Below are 17624 nucleotides of genomic sequence, written 5' to 3'. Positions count from 1 at the left end.
GGAACTGATCCGTTCAGCGGGTAGGGTGCGGAGTGGATCAGCACCCCGAGGAGGACCACGTGACGCAGCGACCGGCCACCCTCCCGGCCGAACTGCTCGCGCTCGCCGAGCGCGCGACCGGCTTCATGCCCGCCGACGAGGGCATCGCGCTGCACGAAGCTGCGGTGGCCCACCTGGGCACCGGGGTCGGGGTCGAGATCGGCACCTACTGCGGAAAGTCCGCGCTCTACCTGGGCGCCGCCGCGCGGGGCACCGGCGGCCGGATCGTCACCGTGGACCACCACCGCGGTTCCGAGGAGCACCAGCCCGGCTGGGAGTACCACGACCCGGAGCTGGTCGACCCGGGCACGGGCAGGCTGGACACGCTCGGCGAGTTCCGCCGCACCCTCGCCGCGGCCGGGCTGGAGGAGGAGGTCACCGCGATCGTCGGGCGCTCGGCCACCACGGCGGCGTTCTGGCGGACCCCCTTGGCGCTGCTGTTCATCGACGGCGGCCACACCGACGAGGCCGCGAGCGCCGACTTCGCGGGCTGGGCCCCGTGGGTCGCGCCGGGCGGCGCCCTGGTCATCCACGACGTGTTCCCGGACCCCGCCGACGGTGGCCGGGCGCCGTACCGGATCTACCGCCGCGCGCTGGAGACCGGCGCCTTCCGCGAGACCCGCGCCGTCGGCTCCCTGCGGGTGCTGGAGCGCACCTCCGGCCGACCCGGAACGCTGCCCTGACGCGAAGCGCCTTCATCCGACCATGCCGGACGAAGGCGCCCCTCACTCGGGCAACGACGGTGCGGGCGGCCCGGCTTCGGCGTCCTCCAGGGCGCAGCAGTGCACGTCGGCCAGCCCCTCGGAGAGCTTCTCGCCCCGGAACACGCCGTTGCCCGGTGTGGTGCGGGACAGCGCATCGGCGGCCAGCACCACCGCGGCCCCGGTCCAGGTGGTCCGCTCCTCCGGCCAGCGCTTGCCGTCGGCGTAGACGAAACCGGTGCCGTAGGAGCCGTCCGGGTCCCGCAGGTGCTGCATCGCGGCCAGCAGCTCCCGCGCGCGGTCGTGCTCGTCGACGGCGTCCAGGCTCAGCACCAGCTCGCAGGTCTCGGCGCCGGTGACCCACGGGTGGTCGTCCACGCAGCGCGCTCCGAGGCCCTCGACCACGAAGTCGTCCCACCGCTCCTGCAGCCGCCGCCGCCCGGCCGCCCCGCGCACCGCGCCACCGAGCACCGGGTAGTACCAGTCCATCGAGTACCGGTCCTTGACCAGGAACGCCTCCGGGTGCTGGCGCAGCACGTGCCCGAGGCGGCCCAGCGCCACCTCCCAGCCGCGCTCGCCCTCGCCGAGGTGCTCGGCGAGGGCGAGCGCGCAGCGCAGGCTGTGGTGGATGCTGGAGCACCCGGACAGCAGCGCCTCGCCGACGGGCGCACCACCGGCACCGACGGCCCAGTCGATCTCGCCGCGCTCCCGCTGGGCACCGAGCACGAACTCGACGGCGGCCCGCACCACCGGCCACATCCGCTCGGCGAACCCGTCATCGCCGGTGATCACCAGGTGGTGCCACACCCCGACCGCCGGGTAGGCGCAGAAGTTGGTGTCGGCGGCCGCGTCTTCCACCACCCCGTCGCGGACCTGGAGCGGCCACGAGCCGTCCCGCCGCTGGGTGCGCCGCAGCCACTCGTAGGCGTGCTCGGCCTGTGCCAGGAGACCGGTCGCCGACAACGCCATGGCCGACTCGACGTGGTCCCACGGGTCGACGTGCCCGTCCGGGAACCACGGCACCGCACCGGAATCCTGCTGCACCGCGGCGATCGCGCGGCCGGTGGCCAGCACCGCCTCGGCGGTCAGCACACCGGGGACGGCGGGCACCTCATGCCCGGGCACGGGCGGCTCCCGGTTTGCCGAGGTACACCACGAGGCTCTTGCCCAGCACCGGGTCCAGCAGCCGCTCGGCGGTGCGGGTCAGCCGCGGCGCGCTCATCAGGTCCCAGACCAGGAACCGGTGGTAGAGGCGCACCAGCGGGTGCTGGTCGTCGTCGGTGCCGACCGCGCACTTGAGCCACCAGTACGGCGCGTGCAACGCGTGCGCGTGGTGCTGGAAGGCCGGCCGCAGCCCGGCATCGGTGAGCTTGCCGATGAGCTCCTCGGCGCGGTAGATCCGCACGTGCCCGCCCTCGACCTGGTGGTACTCGTCGGACAGCGCCCAGCACACCCGCTCCGGGAACCAGCGCGGCACGGTGACCACGACCCGGCCGCCGGGCTTGACCACCCGCACCAGCTCGCGCATCGCCTTCTCGTCCTCGGGGATGTGCTCCATGATCTCCGAGGCGATCACGCAGTCGAAGTGCTCGTCGGGGAACGGCAGCGCCAGCGCGTCACCGGCGAGGGTGGTGGCCGACGCCCCGGCCGGGACCTCGCCCTCGGCCTCCATCGCGGCGAACATCGTCGCCACGTTCTCCAGCTCCGCGGCGTCCTGGTCGAAGGCGACCACGTCCGCACCGCGCCGGTACAGCTCGAAGGCGTGCCGACCCGCGCCGCAGCCCAGGTCCAGCACCCGCTGCCCCGGCAGCAGGCCGAGCTTGTCGAAGTCCACCGTCAGCACCGCGCAGTGCTCCTCTCGATCGCTTCCGCGTAGCAGTCGACCGTGGTCGCCGCCACCTGTTCCCAGCTGAAGCGGGCCAGCACCCGTTCCCGGCCCGCGGCGCCGAGGCGGGCGCGCCGCTCCGGCGCGTCCAGCAGGTCGGCCAGCGCGCGGGCGAGGGCTTCGGCGTCACCGGGCGGCACCAGATCGGCGCACGGCCCGGCGACCTCGGGGATCGCCCCGGCACGGCTGGCCACCAGCGGGGTCCCGCACGCCATCATCTCCACCGTGGGCAGCGAGAAGCCCTCGTACAGCGACGGGACGCAAGCCACCTCCGCGGAGCCGAGCAGCTCGGCGAGCTCGGGATCGGTGAGGTCACTGACGGTGCGCACCACGTCCCCGATGGCCAGCTCGTCGACGAGCTGCTCGGTGGGGCCGCCGGGCGTCGGCCTGGCCACCAGGACCAGTTCCACGGTGCGCTCGGTGCGCAGCTTCGCAACGGCCTCCAGCAACGTCCCGATGCCCTTCATCGGGCTGTCCGCGCTGGCCATCGCGACGATCCGGCCGGGCACGCGGGGCGCCTCCGGCGGGCGGAAGGTTTCGGCGTCCACGCCCAGCGGCACCACCCGCAACTGCTCGGCGGCCACCCCGAAGTCGCGCCGGATGTCGGCGGCCGAGGACTCGGAGACGGTGAGCAGGCGGGGGATCCGCCGGGCCACCCGGGCCTGCATCCCGACGAAGCCGTACCACCGGTGCACGCCCAGCTTCCGGATGCCCGAGGCCGCGGCCAGCTCCACCCGGCGGTCGTGGGTGATCGGGTGGTGCACCGTGGCGACCAGCGGAATCCCCCGCCGCTGCAAGGAGAGCAGCCCGTAGCCCAGGCACTGGTTGTCGTGCACCACGTCGAACTCGTGCCTGCGGGCCCGCAGCAGCTTCGCCGCGCGGAGGCTGAACGTCAGCGGCTCCGGGAAGCCCGCCGACCACATGGTCGCGACCTCCAGCAGGTCGGTGCCGTCGCGCAGCTCGCGCCAGTTCGGGGTGCGGAACGGGTCCGCGTCGTTGTAGAGGTCGAGGCTGGGCAGCGGCGTCAGGTCCACGCCGTCGTCGAGCTCCGGGTAGGGCTGCCCGGAGAGCACCTCGACGTGGTGCCCGAGCGCTGCCAGCCCGCGGCTGAGGTGGCGGACGTAGACGCCCTGCCCACCGCAGTGCGGCTTGCTCCGGTACGACAGGAGCGCGATTCGCACGGTTCACCTCGCAGCGCCGGAGCACGGCGTACTCGTGACAGACTGGAACGTGTTTCGATCGGGCTTAGGCGATTACCTTAACCCGTAGGGGTGAAGTCGGGACGCGCCGAGTACCGAGGAGCGAAGAGGAAGGGGGTGCCGCATGGACGCCTCCACGCGCGGCGCCCTGCGGACGCTGCACGCCGACGACGGGTCGACCGCGCAGAGCAGGCGCCGCGAGCGGATCCTCGACGCCACCCTGGCGTTGGCCGCCAAGGGCGGCTACGACGCGGTGCAGATGCGCGCGGTGGCCGAGAACGCGGACGTGGCGCTGGGGACGCTGTACCGCTACTTCCCGTCGAAGGTGCACCTGCTGGTCAGCGGGCTGGCCCGGGAGCTGGAACGGACCGCCGACAAGCTCGGCCGCACCAGGATCCCCGGCGAGGACGCCTACGAACGGGTGCTGCACGTGCTCGAGCGCACCACCCGGGCGCTGCAGCGCAGCCCGCAGCTCACCGAGGCGATGACCCGCGCGTTCATGTTCGCCGACACCTCCGCCTCGCCGGAGGTGGACGCGGTGGCCGGGCTGGTCGAGCGGCTGTTCACCCGCGCCATGACCGAGGCGGAACCGACCGAGGAGCAGCGGTCGATCGCCCGGGTCATCGGCGACGTGTGGCTGTCGAACCTGGTCGGCTGGGTGACCCGGCGCGCCTCGGCCTCGGACGTGGCGAACCGGCTGGAGCTGACCGCCCGCCTGCTGCTGGTCCGCTCGCCCCCGGAGCCGGGAACTCCGGGTTAGGGCACGAACTCCTCGGCCGTGGCCCGGGCCTCGGCCTGCAACTCCCGCACCCGGGGCCGCAGTCGGCGCTCGTAGCGGGCCAGCGCGGTGCCGACCGGCACGTCCCGGCGCAGTTCGTCCGCGAGCGCGGCGGCTCCGGCCAGCGCCATCCCGGCGCCCTGCCCGGACAGCAGCGACATCGCCTGGCAGGCGTCGCCGACGAGCACCGCACGCCCCCGGTGCCAGGCGGGGAGCTCGATCTGGGCCACCGCGTCGTAGTGCACCGCCGCGGGCGGCGGGCAGCGGTCGAGCAGCTCCGGCACCAGCCAGCCGAGGTGGCCGTAGCGCGTGCGCAGCTCGCGCCGCGGGTCCTCCGGGCGCGGCGTCGCGGGCGGGACCCGGTGGATGAACAGCGTGCTCACGTCGTCCCCGGTCACCGGGTAACCGCCCGCCTGCAGCCCGGGCGCGTCCACCAGGTGCATCGCCCCGTCCATGCGCCGGGCGATGCCGGCATCGGTGAACGAATACGCGGCGGCGTGGAAGCCGAGTTCGCGCACGCAGTGCCGCGCGGGCCCGAAGAGGAGCCCGCGCACCCGCGAGCGGAAGCCGTCGGCGCCGACGAGCAGGTCCGCGCGTTCGACGCCGCCGTCGGTCAGCACCGCGGCGAGGCGGTCGCCCTCGTCGTCGAGCCGGTCCACCCCGACGCCGAATCGGAGGTCGCCGCCGCGCAGGTCGTCGCGCAGCGCGCCTTCGAGGTCACCGCGCATCAGCGAGATGAGCCGTTCCGCCGCGACCTCGTCGCTGGGCAAGACCTCCCGCACCGCACCACCGGGATCGTGGTACACCAGCGCGGACAGGGTGAAGGCGTGGCGGCGCAGCCGCGGGAGCAGGCCCATCCGGTCCACCGCGTCGTAGCCGTCGCCCTGGCAGTCGACCAGGTACCCGGCCGCGCGCCCGGGCTCGGCGCGTTCGAGGAGCACGACGTCGTGGCCGTCCCGCTCCAGCCACCAGGCCAGCGCGAGGCCGGCGATGCCCGCCCCGTTGATCAGCACCCGCAACGGCCCCTCCCCCCGCGACCATCGAAGCAAGCCGCCCCCGGCCGGCGCGACCGAATTTCCGCGGACCGGACCCCGGACGCATCTACTTACGGCGTAAGGTGTCGGCATGCCACCAGCTCGACTGCACGACGGCGCGACCGTCGAGGTGACCACCACCGGCGCGGGCCCCACCGTCCTCGTCCCCGCCAGGACCGAGGTCGTGACCGGCCCGGCCGCCGAGCAGATGCGCGCCTGGGGCGCCGATCCGAACCTCGGCCGCACCCTCGTCACCGGGCTCGCCGACGCCGGTTTCCGCGTCGTGGCCGCCGACTACGAGGGCCACCTGGCCGCCCACCCGAAACCGGACACCCTCACCGCGACCACCGTCGCCGCCGACCTGCTGGCCATCGCCGACGCCGCCGGAGCCGACCGGTTCGCCTACTACGGCTACTCCTGGCTCGCCCTCGCGGGCCTGCAGCTCGCGCTGCGCACCGACCGCTTGACCGCGCTCGCGATGGGCGGCTTCCCGCCGCTCGCCGGGCCCTACCCGGCGATGCTCGCGGTCACCCGCGCCACCCACCGCATCGCGCTGGGCGACGACGCGCGACCGCCTGGGGCGCAGGCCAGGCCCGGCGACTGGGAGTCGGTCGAGGTCGCCCTCGACCCGGAGCAGACCCGGCAGTACGTGACGCTCTACGAGTCCCTACGCGACTTCGACGAGCGCGCGGCCCTGGACCGGCTCACCGCGGCGCGGCTGGTCTTCGCCGGGGAACGCGACACCATCAGCTACGGACCGAGGTGGGACGACGCCCGGGTCGTGATCGCCGACGCCCTCCTCCGGCACCGGGAGGAGCTGGAGGCCCGGGGCTGGACGGTCACCACCGTCCCCGACGCGGACCACATGGCCGCCATGCAGGCCGAAGCCGTGCTGCCCATCCTCATCCCCTGGCTCAACACCACCACCGCACAACGATGAGCACCACGCACGCGCCGAACGGAACCACCATCAGCCAAGCGGCGAAAGCCGCTTCCACCCCACGCACGCGCCACCAGAAACCACCGTCAGGCAAGTGGCGAAGCCGCTTCCGCACGCGAGGACGCCCCGCCGCTGTGTATCGGAATACAAGAGAAGGGGCGCCCGGAGCGAGAAGGCCGCTGAGGTTCCGCCACCCGCACCGCTACGCAAAGCGAGTCCAAAAACCATCGCCCCTCAGGCGCCGCTGCGTTGCAGATTCCTGTCCACCTCATCCGCGTAAGCACCCAGCCCGTCCAGCAACGCTGCGTACTCCTCGCGGCCCTGGCTGCTGACCCGCAGCCAGTGCCGCAACTGCTCCACTTCCTGCCTGATCCGGCCGCGGTCGTCCTCGGCCTCGGCTACGTCGAGGTCCCGGCGCAGCGCTTCCGCGGATTCGAGCGCGGTCAGGACCGGCAGCAAGGTCTCGTCGTCCACGGTGGCCTCCTCGGGGTCTCGGGAACAGGAACTGGATTCAGGGTGCACCGGTGGCGTCGCACCGCTACCAGGGCTTTGGTCCCGACCTGCCGGTGAGCGCCATCGCACCCGCGCACGACGAAGCGGGCCGCCCGCGTCGTGCAGGCGGCCCGCTCCGGGGGTTCGTACCGGTCAGCTCGCGAGCTGCTTCAGGCGCTCGATGCCGTGCTGGTACTGGTTGAGGTCAGTGCTGCCGTCGATCCCGGCAACCTTGCCCTTGTCGGTGTACTGCCAGAAGTCCCAGTCCTCGAAGCCGGTCGGGACGGTCGGCTCGTCAACGCCGTAGGAGGCCAGCCACAGGGCGTGGTCCGAGAAGTCGGAGCTGCCCATGCACTGCTTCCAGAAGGACGGGTTGGCGTAGATGATCGGGTCCTTGCCGGTCCGGTCCTTCACCACGTCGTTGAAGGTCTGGGTCCACTGCTGCATCTCGGACACGGACTTGCCGTAGCAGCCGCCCGACTTCGGGTCCACCTCGAGGTCCAGCACCGGCGGCAGGGTCTTGCCGTCGTTGCGGTAGTCGATGGTGTCCAGGAAGCGGTTGGCCTGCTCCTCCGCCGAGGAGGAACCGGGACGGGCGAAGTGGTAGGCACCGGCGATCAGACCGGCGTCCTTCGCGCCGTGGTACTGGGCGTCGTACTGCGGGTTGGTGAAGCTGGTGCCGTCGGTGGCGAGCACGAAGGTGAACTTCTTGCCGTCCGCGGCGACCTTGTTCCAGTCGATGTTCGTGCCGTTGTGGTTGGACACGTCGATGCCCTCGACGGGCGGGCCGACCGGGGCCAGCGGCTCGGGCTGCTGCTTCTGCTGCTGCTTCTTCTCCGCAGCCGCGGCCAACTGCTCCGGCTTGGCGTCGACGCCCTGCTCGCGGGCGGCCTCCACCTGCTCGGGGGTCACCGGGGAGGCTGCCGGGATGCGACCGCTCTGCGCGGCCTGGTCCACCTGGTACTGCGACGGACCGGAGGTCGCCGAGCCGATCACGAGGCCGACGACGCCGACCGCCGCGACCGCGGCACCGATCTGCATCGAGCGGGTCCGGTTGCCTTCGGGGAGCCTCTCCCGGGCCTCCTGCACGCGCGGCGCGACCCTCTCCCGGAGGCACCGAGCGGCCGGGGTTTCCTTGATGCGATTGATCAACGGGGCCAGGAACTGGAGCACGCGCTGGATGAACGGGGCCAGCCACGCGCCGATCCGGTCCGCCGCCGGACGAACACGATCCACCGCGGAGCGAATCGCGTTGTCGGCGGTGTCCCACCTGCGGTTCTGCATCTCGTCCTGTCGATCGGAGTTCATTTCGGGGGATCTCTTCTGATCGGGGTCCTCAGGTCTCACGGGACCCACACTCCGGCACGGAGCGTTGACCGGCATCGCGGTTCCTACCTACCCGGATACCTAGATTGGACGGAGATTGGCCCCATCGGGCTACGTCGGAGAGTCATCTCGTCACGACGAGTAGCAATCGGCCCGGATTCGGGCCGTTCCTTGATGAGGGCAACGAAAGTCTAACCTCCGCGCCGCGCCCGGCGCACCCCCCTCCACCGGCGGAAACGACGCCAGTGGAGGTCATCTGCACAGCGCGTGACCGGCTGACCACCCGTCCGTGTCGCCGTCACCCTGCGCGACAGCCGGTGGCGCCCCACCGGCCCCGCCGGTCACTCCCGCCGCGTGCGCCGCCGCAGCACCGGGGCGAGCAGCGCCGCGGCCAGGGCCAGCGCCGCGACCGCCCAGAGCACCCCGGTCAGGGGGCTGGAGATCAGGATCGCCGGATCTCCCTCGGACAACGTCAGGGCCCGGCGGAGCTGCTGCTCGGCGATCGGCCCGAGGATCAGACCCACCACAGCCGGGGCCACCGGGACGCCCGCCTGCCGCATCAGCAGCCCGACCAGTCCCAGCCCGCACAGCACCAGCAGGTCGGCGGTGGTGCCCCCGGCGGCCCAGGTGCCCAGCGCCGCGAACACCAGCACCCCGGCGTAGATGCCGTAGGCCGGGATCGTCAGCAGCCGCGCCCACAACCGCACCAGCGGCAGGTTCAGCACCAGCAGCATCACGTTGCCCACGTACAGGCTGGCGATGAGCGTCCACACCAGCGGTCCGGACTCCTCGAACAGCTGCGGCCCCGGCTGCAGCCCGTAGGACTGGAACGCGGTGAGCATGACCGCCGCCGTCGCCGAGGTGGGCAGGCCGATGGTCAGCAGCGGGACCAGCACCCCGGCCGAGGCCGCGTTGTTGGCCGCCTCCGGCCCGGCGACGCCCTCGATGGCCCCGTGCCCGAACTCCTCGGGATGCCGGGTCAGCTTCTTCTCGACGCTGTAGCTCAGGAACGTCGGGACCTCGGCACCCCCGGCGGGCAGGCTGCCGATGGGGAAGCCCAGCGCCGTGCCGCGCAGCCAGGCGGGCCAGGAGCGGCGCAGGTCCGCGCGGGAGAGCACCACCCGGTCGCGCATCGGCTCCACGGTGCTGCCGCCGGTGCCCGCGAGCACGTGCCCGAACGCCTCGGCGAGCGCGAACAGCGCGATGACCACGATCACCACGTCGATGCCGTCCAGCAGCGGATCGGCCCCGAACACCAGGCGCGGCGCCCCGGTCTGCGAGTCGATGCCGACCAACCCCACCGCCAGGCCGGTGACCAGGCTCGCGATGCCCTTGAGCAGGTCCGGGCCGAGCAGTGCGCTCACCGTCACGAACGCCACGGCCATCAGCGCGACGTACTCGGGCGGACCGAAGCCGGTGGCGAAGTCGGCCACCACCGGGGCGAGGAAGGTCAGCCCGATCGTGCCGACCGTGCCCGCCACGAAGCTGCCCAGCGCGGCGGTGGCCAGGGCCGCCGCCGCCCGCCCGGAGCGGGCCATCCGGTGCCCCTCCAGCGCGGAGACCATCGAGGCGCTCTCCCCCGGCGTGTTCAGCAGGATGGAGGTGGTCGAGCCGCCGTACATGCCGCCGTAGTAGATCCCGGCGAACAGGATCAGCGCGCTGGAGGCGTCGAGCCGGAAGGTGACCGGCAGCAGCAGCGCGACGGTCAGCGCCGGGCCGATGCCGGGCAGCACGCCCACGGCCGTGCCGATGGTGACGCCGACCAGCGCCCAGAGCAGGTGCCCGGGCGTCAGCGCGGCGGCGAACCCGTCGAGGAGCAGTTCCCACCCGTTCACGTCAGCAACCCCCCATGACTCAGAAACCCCAGGGGCCGGCGGGCAGGGACAGCCCGATCAGCCGGTCGAAGACCAGGAACACGAGAGCGGCCAGCGCCCAGCCGTAGCCGACCACCCGCAGCGGGTGCGGCGCGCCGAGCAGCAGCGCCGCCGCGACGAACAGTCCGGTCGCGCTGACCACGAAGCCGAGCACGCCGAGCAGGAAGGCGAAGGCCACCAGCACGGCCACCAGGGCCGACACCCGCAGCCACGACCGCCCGGAGGTCTCCGCCACCGCACCGGGCGGGGTTCGCAGCGCCCGCACCAGCAGCGCCGCCCCGACCACGCCCAGCAGCACGCCGACGGCCAGCGGGACGGCCTCGGGCCCCAGCACCGCGCCGGGAGCCGCACCCCGCAACCGCATCCCGTCCACCACCAGCAGCACCGCGCCCACCAGCAGCAGGCCGCCGAAGCAGGCCGTCGCGGTGCGCCGATCCGGCTCCGCCACCCCGCTCACCCCAATCCGATCTCGTCGAGGATGCGGTTCACCCGCTCCTGCTCGGCGCGGACGAACTCCTCGAACTCCGGGCCGGCCAACGTCGCGTCACCCCAGCCCCGGCGGCGCAGGGCCTCCTGCCAGCGGGGCGTGCGGGTCATCTCCACCAGCAGTTCCTCCAGGGCCCGCTCCTCCTGCGCGGTGATGCCCGGCGGGGCCACCACCCCGCGCCAGTTCTCCAGCTCCACGTCGACGCCGCCCTCGCGCAGCGTCGGCACGTCCGGCAGGCCCGGCAGCCGCTGCGCGCTGGAGACCGCGAGCGCGCGCACGCTGCCCGCCTCGATCTGCGGCAGGATCTCGGAGAACCCGGAGATGCCCGCGGTGGCGCGGCCGGAGAGCACGGTGCTCAGCATCTCGCCGCCCCCGGAGTGGGCCACGTAGCTGATCCGCGCCGGGTCACCGCCGATCGCCTGGGCCATCAGCCCGGCGAGGATGTGCTCGGCGCCGCCCGCCGAACCGCCCGCGATGGAGACCCCGGGCAGGTCGGCGCGCATCGCGGCGACCAGGCCGTCGAGGTCCCGGATCGGCGAGTCCGCGGGCACCACGACGACCTGGAAGTCGGTGGTCAGCCGCAGCAGCGGGGTCGTCTCGGACACGTCGTGCGGGGTGCCGTTGGTGCCCACCGCGCCGATCATGATCAGGCCGGTGGCCATGAGCTGGCTCGGATCCCCGCGGTGGCGCAGGAACTGGCTGAGGCCGATGGTGCCGCCCGCGCCGCTGACGTTGTAGACCTCGGAGCGGCCGATCAGGTCGCGCAGCGCGCTCTGCATCTCGCGGGAGGTCTGGTCCCAGCCGCCACCGGGCGAGGCCGGGGCCATGATCCGGAGCTGCTCACCGCCGAGGACCTGCCGCGCGGTCGAGCCGCCGGTGTCCGCCGCCGGGGCGGTGGCCACCACGGCCGCCGTGGCCAGCACCGCCACCAGCCACGGGACCGCGCCGCGCCAGCGCGCGGCGAACGTCCCCGCCGTCGGGCCTCGTCGCTGCATCCGGTTCCCCGTTCACCCGCACCGTCATTGGCCACAGCTGTATACATCGATATGCAGTGCGAGACAAGGGTCACAGGACAACTCGTGGGCCCCACGGGTCGGACACGCCGACGCACGTCCGGCCGGACCGGGCGCGGAGCGCTCCGGCAGAATGCAGCCCGGACTGGCGAAGATCAGGGAGAAGGCCGATCAGCATCGTGACGACATCCGTTCACCAGAAGATCGCCGAGGAGCTGGACGTCCGCGAGCGGCAGGTGCAGGCCGCGGTCGAACTGCTCGACGGCGGAGCGACCGTGCCGTTCATCGCCCGCTACCGCAAGGAGGTGACCGGAGCGCTCGACGACGCGCAGCTCCGCACGCTCGAGGAGCGGCTGCGCTACCTGCGCGAGCTCGACGAGCGGCGCACGACGGTGCTGGAGTCGATCCGCTCCCAGGGCAAGCTCGACGAGGCGCTGGAGGCGCAGATCCTCGCCGCGGACTCCAAGGCCCGCTTGGAGGACATCTACCTCCCGTACAAGCCCAAGCGCCGCACCAAGGCCCAGATCGCCATCGAGGCCGGGCTGCAACCGCTGGCCGACCGGCTGCTGGCCGATCCCGACCAGGACCCGCAGGCCAGCGCGGCGGAGTTCGTCGACGCCGACGCCGGGGTGGCCGACGCCGCCGCCGCGCTGGAGGGCGCGCGTTCGATCCTGGTCGAGCGGTTCTCCGAGGACGCCGACCTGATCGGCGAGCTGCGCGAGCGGATGTGGTCGCGCGGCCGGCTGGTCTCCGCGGTGCGCGCGGGCAAGCAGGACGAGGGCGCCAAGTTCGCGGACTACTTCGAGTTCGCCGAGGCCTACCCGGAGCTGCCGTCGCACCGCGTGCTGGCGCTGCTGCGCGGCGAGAAGGAGGAGGTCCTCGAACTCTCCCTGGAGCCCGACGACGGCACCGAGCAGCCCCCGGGGCCGACCGAGTACGAGCAGCGCATCGCCCAGCGCAACGGGATCGCCGACCAGGGCCGGGCGGCGGACCGCTGGCTGTCCGACGTGGTCCGCTGGACCTGGCGGACCAGGGTGCTGACCCGGCTGAGCGTGGACCTGCGGCTGCGGCTGCGGCAGCAGGCCGAGGACGAGGCCGTCCGGGTGTTCGCCGCGAACCTGCGCGACATCCTGCTCGCCGCGCCCGCCGGCTCGCGCGCGACGATGGGCCTCGACCCCGGCTACCGCACCGGGGTCAAGGTCGCGGTGGTCGACGGCACCGGCAAGGTGGTGGCCACCGACACGATCCACCCGCACAAGCCGCAGGCCCGCTGGGACGAGGCGCTGACCGCGCTGGCCGCGCTCGCCCAGCAGCACGGCGTCGAGCTCATCGCCATCGGCAACGGCACGGCCTCCCGCGAGACCGACCGGCTGGCGGCCGAACTGATCAAGCGCAACCCCGCCCTGGGGCTCACCAAGATCTCGGTCTCGGAAGCCGGGGCCTCGGTGTACTCGGCCTCGGCCTACGCCTCCCGCGAACTGCCGGACCTGGACGTGTCGCTGCGCGGCGCGGTGTCCATCGCCCGCCGGTTGCAGGACCCGCTGGCCGAGCTGGTCAAGATCGACCCGAAGTCGATCGGCGTCGGCCAGTACCAGCACGACGTGTCCGAGGCGAAGCTGTCCCGGTCGCTGGACGCGGTGGTCGAGGACGCGGTGAACGCCGTCGGGGTCGACGTCAACACCGCGTCGGCCCCGCTGCTGACCCGCGTCTCCGGGATCAGCGAGGGGCTGGCGGACAACATCGTGCTGCACCGCGACAGCAACGGCCCGTTCCGCCACCGCACCGCGCTCAAGGACGTCTCCCGGCTCGGGCCCAAGTCCTTCGAGCAGTGCGCCGGCTTCCTGCGCATCCCCGACGGGGACGACCCGCTGGACTCCTCCGCGGTGCACCCGGAGGCCTACCCGGTGGTGCACCGCATCCTGGAGCGCACCGACAGCGGGATCGGCTCGCTGATCGGCAACAGTCGGGCGCTGAAGTCCCTGGACCCCGCGGAGTTCGTCGACGACACCTTCGGGCTGCCGACGGTGACCGACATCCTGGGCGAGCTGGACAAGCCCGGCCGCGACCCGCGTCCGTCGTTCCAGACCGCGACCTTCGCCGAGGGCGTGGAGAAGATCGCCGACCTCTCCCCCGGCATGACGCTGGAGGGCGTGGTCACCAACGTCGCGGCCTTCGGGGCGTTCGTCGACGTCGGGGTGCACCAGGACGGTCTGGTGCACGTCTCGGCGATGTCGAAGAACTTCGTCAACGACCCGCACGACGTGGTCAAGTCCGGTGACGTGGTCAAGGTCAAGGTCCTCGACGTGGACACCCAGCGCAAGCGCATCTCGCTGACGCTGCGGCTGGACGACGAGGTTCCGGCCGGTGGCGGCGAGGGCGATCGCGGCCGGGGCCGGGACGGCCAGCGCCAGGGCAAGGGCAAGGGCCAGCGCCAAGGCGGCCAGGGCAACGGCGGCCAAGGCAAGGGCGGTCAAGGCAAGGGCGGCCAGGGCCGGGGACAGCAGAAGCGCGGTGGCGGTCAGGCCCCCACCGGCGCGCTCGCCGACGCGCTGCGCCGCGCCGGGTTCGGCGGCTGATCCGCCGCGCTGCCCGCCCGGTCCGGCCGGGCGGGCAGCGCGGCGCCGTCAGGAAGCCCGGCCGGATTCGCCGGTGTCGTCGAGCAGGGCGATCAGCCGATCGCCGAGCACCTCGGGGATCACCCGCTCGGCCGAGCGGGCGGCGGCCGCATGCAGCGCCGACATCACCAGCGGGCGGAGCCGTTGCAGCACGTCGGTGTAGTACGGGAGCTCCGCCGCCCCGGTCGCCGCCGGTTCCAGGACGTGCCTGCGGAACACCTGCACCAGCAGGCCCGCGACGTGGTCGACGTCGTGCTGGAGGTGCTCGGCAAGGTCCAGCACCTCGGGCAGCGGGACGCCGAGCGCCACGAGTTCGGCCCCCGCTTCCAGGAGCTGCGGATTCGGTGCGACGAAGCGGTTCCCGCGCCGCTCCAGGAGCCCGAGCCCGGCCGCGCGGGTGAGGTTCGCCGGGGTGAGCTGGTCGCCGAACAGCGCGGCGAGCTCGGCGGCGGACACCGCGCGGGGCGCTTCCTCGGCCCACGACGCCCCGACGACCTCCTCCAGGCCCAGCACGTCGCCGAGGCTGCGGCCCGACTCCCACGCCGTGATCATCTCCCTGATCTGGGCGAAGGCGTACCCGCGTTCCAGCATGTTGATGATGACGCGGAGCCGGACGAGGTGGGCGTCGGAGTACACGGCCGCGCGGCCCTCCCGGCGCGGCGGTGGCAGCAACCCGCGGTCCTGGTACACGCGCACGTTGCGCGCCGTGGTACCGGCCGCGCCGGCGAGGTCGTCGATCCGGTAGTCCGCCACCCCGCGAAGTCTAGTTCGCCCGATCGGCGAACGCCCGCGCCCGAGCGCCGCGCACCCGGTCCGCTGTGGACCGAGCCGACCGCGCACCGCCGGATCCGGGTCCACTGCGGACCCGGCCGCCACCGGGCCACCAGGCCTCGCGGGTCGCCAAAGGCGCCCCCCGGTCGCTAGTCTGGGGTCCCCCGGCGGAGGGACGATCATGGCGCGCGAACCGGTTCTCCCCAGCCCGGACCTCGACGGCATCGATCTGGACCGCCCCAACGCGGCCCGGATGTACGACTACTACCTGGGCGGCGCGCACAACTTCGCGGTCGACCGGGCGCTGGCCGACGAGGCGATCCGGGCGTACCCCTCGCTACCGGCGGCGGCACAGGCCAACCGCTCGTTCCTGCGCCGGATCGTGCACCTGGCCCTGGCCCGCGGCATCACCCAGTTCCTCGACCTCGGTTCGGGAATCCCGACGGTCGGCAACGTGCACGAGATCGCGCTGCGCCGCGAACCGGACGCCCGGGTCGCCTACGTGGACCACGAAGCGGTGGCGGTGGCGCACTCCCGGCACCTGCTCCGCGACGTCGTGGGCGCCACCGTCACGCACGCCGACCTGCGGCAGGTCGACGAGGTGTGCGGGGCGCCCGGCGTGCGCGAGGTGCTGGACCTGTCCCGCCCGGTGGCCCTGCTGGCGATCGCGGTGCTGCACTTCGTCCGCGACGAGGACGGTCCGGCCGAGCTGCTGCGAGAGTACCGCCGCCGGCTCGCACCGGGCAGCCTCATCGCGCTGTCGCACTCCACCGACGTCCACCTCCCCGACTCCGCGCGGCGGGCCGCCCGCGCGTACCGGGCCAGCGCGAACCCGATCCAGCTGCGCCATCCCGACGAGCTGCGGCACTGGCTGGCGCACGCCGGGACCGAGCTGCTGCCGCCGGAGGTCGTCGACGTCGCCCGGTGGCGGGAGGGCCGCACCGAGGAGGCCGAGCCCAGCGGCCTCTACGCCTGCCTGGCGCGGGTGCCCTAGCGGTACTGCCGGAGGGTCAGCGCGGCGAGCTCCCGGAGCCGCTCCCGCGCTTCCTCGGGAGCGGTCACCTCGATGTCGTCCGCGAACTGCAGGAGCTGGCGCACGTCCTCCAGCTCGCGGCAGGCCACCGTGATGTCCACCTGGCCACCGCCCGCCGACGGGTGGATCGTGAGCCGGGTGCCGAGGAGGCGCTTGGCGCGGTCGGCCTGGCGAGAACCGAGCACGGCGTGGACGCGCAGCTCGCCCGCCGCTTCCCAACGAGCGGAGAGCTCCGCCGCGACCCGGTCCAGCGTCGCTCCCGGTCGCAGCCGCCGAGGTGTTCGGGTCGCGCGCCAGTCGGCCAGCCGTTCCAGCGAGTACAACCGGGGGACTCCGGCGTGGTCAGCCACCAGGTACCACCTGCCGCCTTTGGCCAGCAGCCCGTAGGGATCGACGAGCTGCCACACCGGTTCGTCCTCCCGCGACCGGCGGTAGTGAAGGCGCAGGCGGACACCCCGGCGGACCTCGCCGATCAGCGCGCTGGGGGCGACGCCGCCGACCGCCGGCCCGAACCAGGGCCGGTTGTCCGTCGTGACGACCGCGCTGAGCGACAGCACGTCGTCAACCGGTCGTCGATTCGCGACCTTGCCCCGGGCTCGCCTGCTCCCGGAGGCGGCACCGAGTTGGTCCGCCTGTTCGGCGTCGAGCCCGGTGAGGGCGAGGTGATCGCGCTCGTCCGGAGTGAGCCGGGAGGTGTCCAGCGAGCCACCCGGCAGCAACGTCACCCCGCCCCACCTGCCCCGGCGGACGAGCACCGGCAAGCCCGCCTCCTGCAACCACCGCAAGTCCCGGAGCACGGTCCGCACCGACACGCCCACCTGTTCGGCCAGGTCGGCGGTGGTCGTGGTCGCGCGGCTCCGCAAGGCCAGCAGCAGGGCGAAGAAGCGGTCCGGAGTCATGGTCACCACGATTCCACGCGAACACGCCGGATTCTGTCGGGATTGGCGGCCACGCTCGCCTCGTCCGCGGCACACCGACCGAGGAGGCAACCATGCCCAAGCCCAACATGTTCATCGTCCACGTGTCCGACGCCGTCGCGTCCGCCCGCTTCTACGCGGACCTGTTCGACATGGCGCCCGACTTCGAGACCCCCAGGTTCATCGCGTTCGACCTCGGCGGCGGCGTCCAACTCGCCTTCTGGAGCGGCGCGGCCGACGTCCCGCCGCCGGGCTCCCGCCGGACCGGCGAGGTGTGCCTGGCGCTGCCCGGCGGCCCCGGCGCGATCGACGCGCAGTTCCGGTCCTGGTGCGCGAAGGGCGTGGAGGTCGTCGTGGAGCCGCACGACGAGGTGTTCGGCCGGACCTTCGTCGTCGCCGACCCGGACGGGAACCTGCTCCGCGTCGCACCGGTCGACTGAGCACCGGCCCGACGCACCGGTGCCCCGCGCCGTTCGGCCGCTGGGGCTCGAATCGGCACGGGGCACCGGGATCGTCCGGC

At 73.4% G+C, this 17624-nt stretch carries 17 protein-coding genes; 6 read left to right on the top strand and 11 right to left on the bottom strand.

Annotation, left to right across the window (positions count from 1 at the left end; genetic code table 11):
• The first annotated feature begins 59 nt into the window (after positions 1-59).
• On the top strand, positions 60-722 hold the full coding sequence (locus ACQP0T_RS09455) for a class I SAM-dependent methyltransferase (RefSeq protein WP_433872274.1): 663 nt from the start codon (positions 60-62) through the stop codon (positions 720-722).
• A gap of 42 nt (positions 723-764) precedes the next feature.
• Here the strand turns inward: ACQP0T_RS09455 and ACQP0T_RS09450 are convergent, their stop codons facing one another.
• The 3 genes from ACQP0T_RS09450 to ACQP0T_RS09440 are packed head-to-tail and all read right to left on the bottom strand — an operon-like array spanning position 765 to position 3806.
• Positions 765-1865 carry a prenyltransferase gene (locus ACQP0T_RS09450; protein WP_433872273.1) on the bottom strand — a complete coding sequence of 367 codons (1101 nt, stop codon included), beginning with the start codon at positions 1863-1865 and terminating at the stop codon, positions 765-767.
• Complete coding sequence (locus ACQP0T_RS09445) at positions 1852-2583, bottom strand: methyltransferase domain-containing protein (protein ID WP_433872272.1); 732 nt, start codon at positions 2581-2583, stop codon at positions 1852-1854. Before ACQP0T_RS09445 ends, ACQP0T_RS09450 begins: the two co-directional genes overlap by 14 nt.
• On the bottom strand, positions 2577-3806 hold the full coding sequence (locus ACQP0T_RS09440; protein ID WP_433872271.1) for a glycosyltransferase family 4 protein: 1230 nt from the start codon (positions 3804-3806) through the stop codon (positions 2577-2579). Before ACQP0T_RS09440 ends, ACQP0T_RS09445 begins: the two co-directional genes overlap by 7 nt.
• A 142-nt stretch (positions 3807-3948) precedes the next feature.
• Here ACQP0T_RS09440 and kstR point away from each other — a divergent pair, with 142 nt between their 5' ends.
• Positions 3949-4584, top strand: coding sequence for a cholesterol catabolism transcriptional regulator KstR (kstR, locus tag ACQP0T_RS09435; RefSeq protein WP_433872269.1), 636 nt, complete (start codon positions 3949-3951; stop codon positions 4582-4584).
• On the opposite strand, the gene ACQP0T_RS09430 is transcribed toward kstR, so the two are convergent.
• Complete coding sequence (locus ACQP0T_RS09430) at positions 4581-5615, bottom strand: FAD-dependent oxidoreductase (protein WP_433873649.1); 1035 nt, start codon at positions 5613-5615, stop codon at positions 4581-4583. The two genes, kstR and ACQP0T_RS09430, sit on opposite strands and share 4 nt — an antisense overlap.
• 112 nt (positions 5616-5727) lie before the next feature.
• Between ACQP0T_RS09430 and ACQP0T_RS09425 the strand changes: the two genes are divergently transcribed.
• On the top strand, positions 5728-6576 hold the full coding sequence (locus tag ACQP0T_RS09425; RefSeq protein WP_433872268.1) for an alpha/beta fold hydrolase: 849 nt from the start codon (positions 5728-5730) through the stop codon (positions 6574-6576).
• Positions 6577-6810: 234 nt separating this feature from the next.
• Here ACQP0T_RS09425 and ACQP0T_RS09420 read toward each other — a convergent pair whose 3' ends face one another.
• The 5 genes from ACQP0T_RS09420 to ACQP0T_RS09400 form a co-directional block, all read right to left on the bottom strand.
• On the bottom strand, positions 6811-7050 hold the full coding sequence (locus tag ACQP0T_RS09420; RefSeq protein ID WP_433872267.1) for a hypothetical protein: 240 nt from the start codon (positions 7048-7050) through the stop codon (positions 6811-6813).
• A gap of 171 nt (positions 7051-7221) precedes the next feature.
• Positions 7222-8376: a lysozyme gene (locus tag ACQP0T_RS09415; RefSeq protein ID WP_433872266.1), complete on the bottom strand. Its 1155-nt coding sequence runs from the start codon at positions 8374-8376 to the stop codon at positions 7222-7224.
• A gap of 359 nt (positions 8377-8735) precedes the next feature.
• The gene (locus tag ACQP0T_RS09410) at positions 8736-10229 is read right to left on the bottom strand and encodes a tripartite tricarboxylate transporter permease (RefSeq protein ID WP_433872265.1); all 1494 of its coding nucleotides are present in this window, start codon (positions 10227-10229) and stop codon (positions 8736-8738) included.
• A 19-nt stretch (positions 10230-10248) separates the two neighbouring features.
• Positions 10249-10716 carry a tripartite tricarboxylate transporter TctB family protein gene (locus ACQP0T_RS09405; RefSeq protein ID WP_433872264.1) on the bottom strand — a complete coding sequence of 156 codons (468 nt, stop codon included), beginning with the start codon at positions 10714-10716 and terminating at the stop codon, positions 10249-10251.
• Between the two features lie 5 nt (positions 10717-10721).
• Complete coding sequence (locus ACQP0T_RS09400) at positions 10722-11750, bottom strand: tripartite tricarboxylate transporter substrate binding protein (RefSeq protein WP_433872263.1); 1029 nt, start codon at positions 11748-11750, stop codon at positions 10722-10724.
• A gap of 197 nt (positions 11751-11947) precedes the next feature.
• Between ACQP0T_RS09400 and ACQP0T_RS09395 the strand changes: the two genes are divergently transcribed.
• Positions 11948-14344: a Tex family protein gene (locus ACQP0T_RS09395; protein WP_433872262.1), complete on the top strand. Its 2397-nt coding sequence runs from the start codon at positions 11948-11950 to the stop codon at positions 14342-14344.
• 48 nt (positions 14345-14392) lie between these two features.
• On the opposite strand, the gene ACQP0T_RS09390 is transcribed toward ACQP0T_RS09395, so the two are convergent.
• Positions 14393-15136 (bottom strand): MerR family transcriptional regulator, encoded by a 744-nt coding sequence (locus ACQP0T_RS09390; RefSeq protein ID WP_369774555.1) that lies wholly within the window; start codon positions 15134-15136, stop codon positions 14393-14395.
• A gap of 199 nt (positions 15137-15335) precedes the next feature.
• Here ACQP0T_RS09390 and ACQP0T_RS09385 point away from each other — a divergent pair, with 199 nt between their 5' ends.
• Positions 15336-16148: an SAM-dependent methyltransferase gene (locus ACQP0T_RS09385; protein ID WP_433872261.1), complete on the top strand. Its 813-nt coding sequence runs from the start codon at positions 15336-15338 to the stop codon at positions 16146-16148.
• On the opposite strand, the gene ACQP0T_RS09380 is transcribed toward ACQP0T_RS09385, so the two are convergent.
• Complete coding sequence (locus ACQP0T_RS09380) at positions 16145-17086, bottom strand: helix-turn-helix transcriptional regulator (protein WP_433872260.1); 942 nt, start codon at positions 17084-17086, stop codon at positions 16145-16147. The two genes, ACQP0T_RS09385 and ACQP0T_RS09380, sit on opposite strands and share 4 nt — an antisense overlap.
• 92 nt (positions 17087-17178) lie before the next feature.
• Between ACQP0T_RS09380 and ACQP0T_RS09375 the strand changes: the two genes are divergently transcribed.
• Positions 17179-17544: a VOC family protein gene (locus ACQP0T_RS09375; protein ID WP_433872259.1), complete on the top strand. Its 366-nt coding sequence runs from the start codon at positions 17179-17181 to the stop codon at positions 17542-17544.
• The last annotated feature ends 80 nt before the right edge of the window (positions 17545-17624 follow it).

Origin of the sequence: Saccharopolyspora sp. CA-218241, from assembly GCF_050954615.1 — a bacterium.
GTDB lineage: Bacteria > Actinomycetota > Actinomycetes > Mycobacteriales > Pseudonocardiaceae > Saccharopolyspora > Saccharopolyspora cebuensis.
Note: the sequence above shows the minus strand (reverse complement) of the source record. Positions and strands in the feature narration are given on the sequence as shown.

What these genes read in the sequence shown, in the direction of transcription:
- kstR (WP_433872269.1), top strand. Translation starts at nt 3,949, where the DNA reads ATGGACGCCTCCACGCGCGGCGCCCTGCGGACGCTGCACGCCGACGAC.
- ACQP0T_RS09380 (WP_433872260.1), bottom strand. Translation starts at nt 17,086, where the DNA reads ATGACTCCGGACCGCTTCTTCGCCCTGCTGCTGGCCTTGCGGAGCCGC.
- ACQP0T_RS09415 (WP_433872266.1), bottom strand. Translation starts at nt 8,376, where the DNA reads ATGAACTCCGATCGACAGGACGAGATGCAGAACCGCAGGTGGGACACC.
- ACQP0T_RS09400 (WP_433872263.1), bottom strand. Translation starts at nt 11,750, where the DNA reads ATGCAGCGACGAGGCCCGACGGCGGGGACGTTCGCCGCGCGCTGGCGC.
- ACQP0T_RS09425 (WP_433872268.1), top strand. Translation starts at nt 5,728, where the DNA reads ATGCCACCAGCTCGACTGCACGACGGCGCGACCGTCGAGGTGACCACC.
- ACQP0T_RS09385 (WP_433872261.1), top strand. Translation starts at nt 15,336, where the DNA reads ATGGCGCGCGAACCGGTTCTCCCCAGCCCGGACCTCGACGGCATCGAT.
- ACQP0T_RS09375 (WP_433872259.1), top strand. Translation starts at nt 17,179, where the DNA reads ATGCCCAAGCCCAACATGTTCATCGTCCACGTGTCCGACGCCGTCGCG.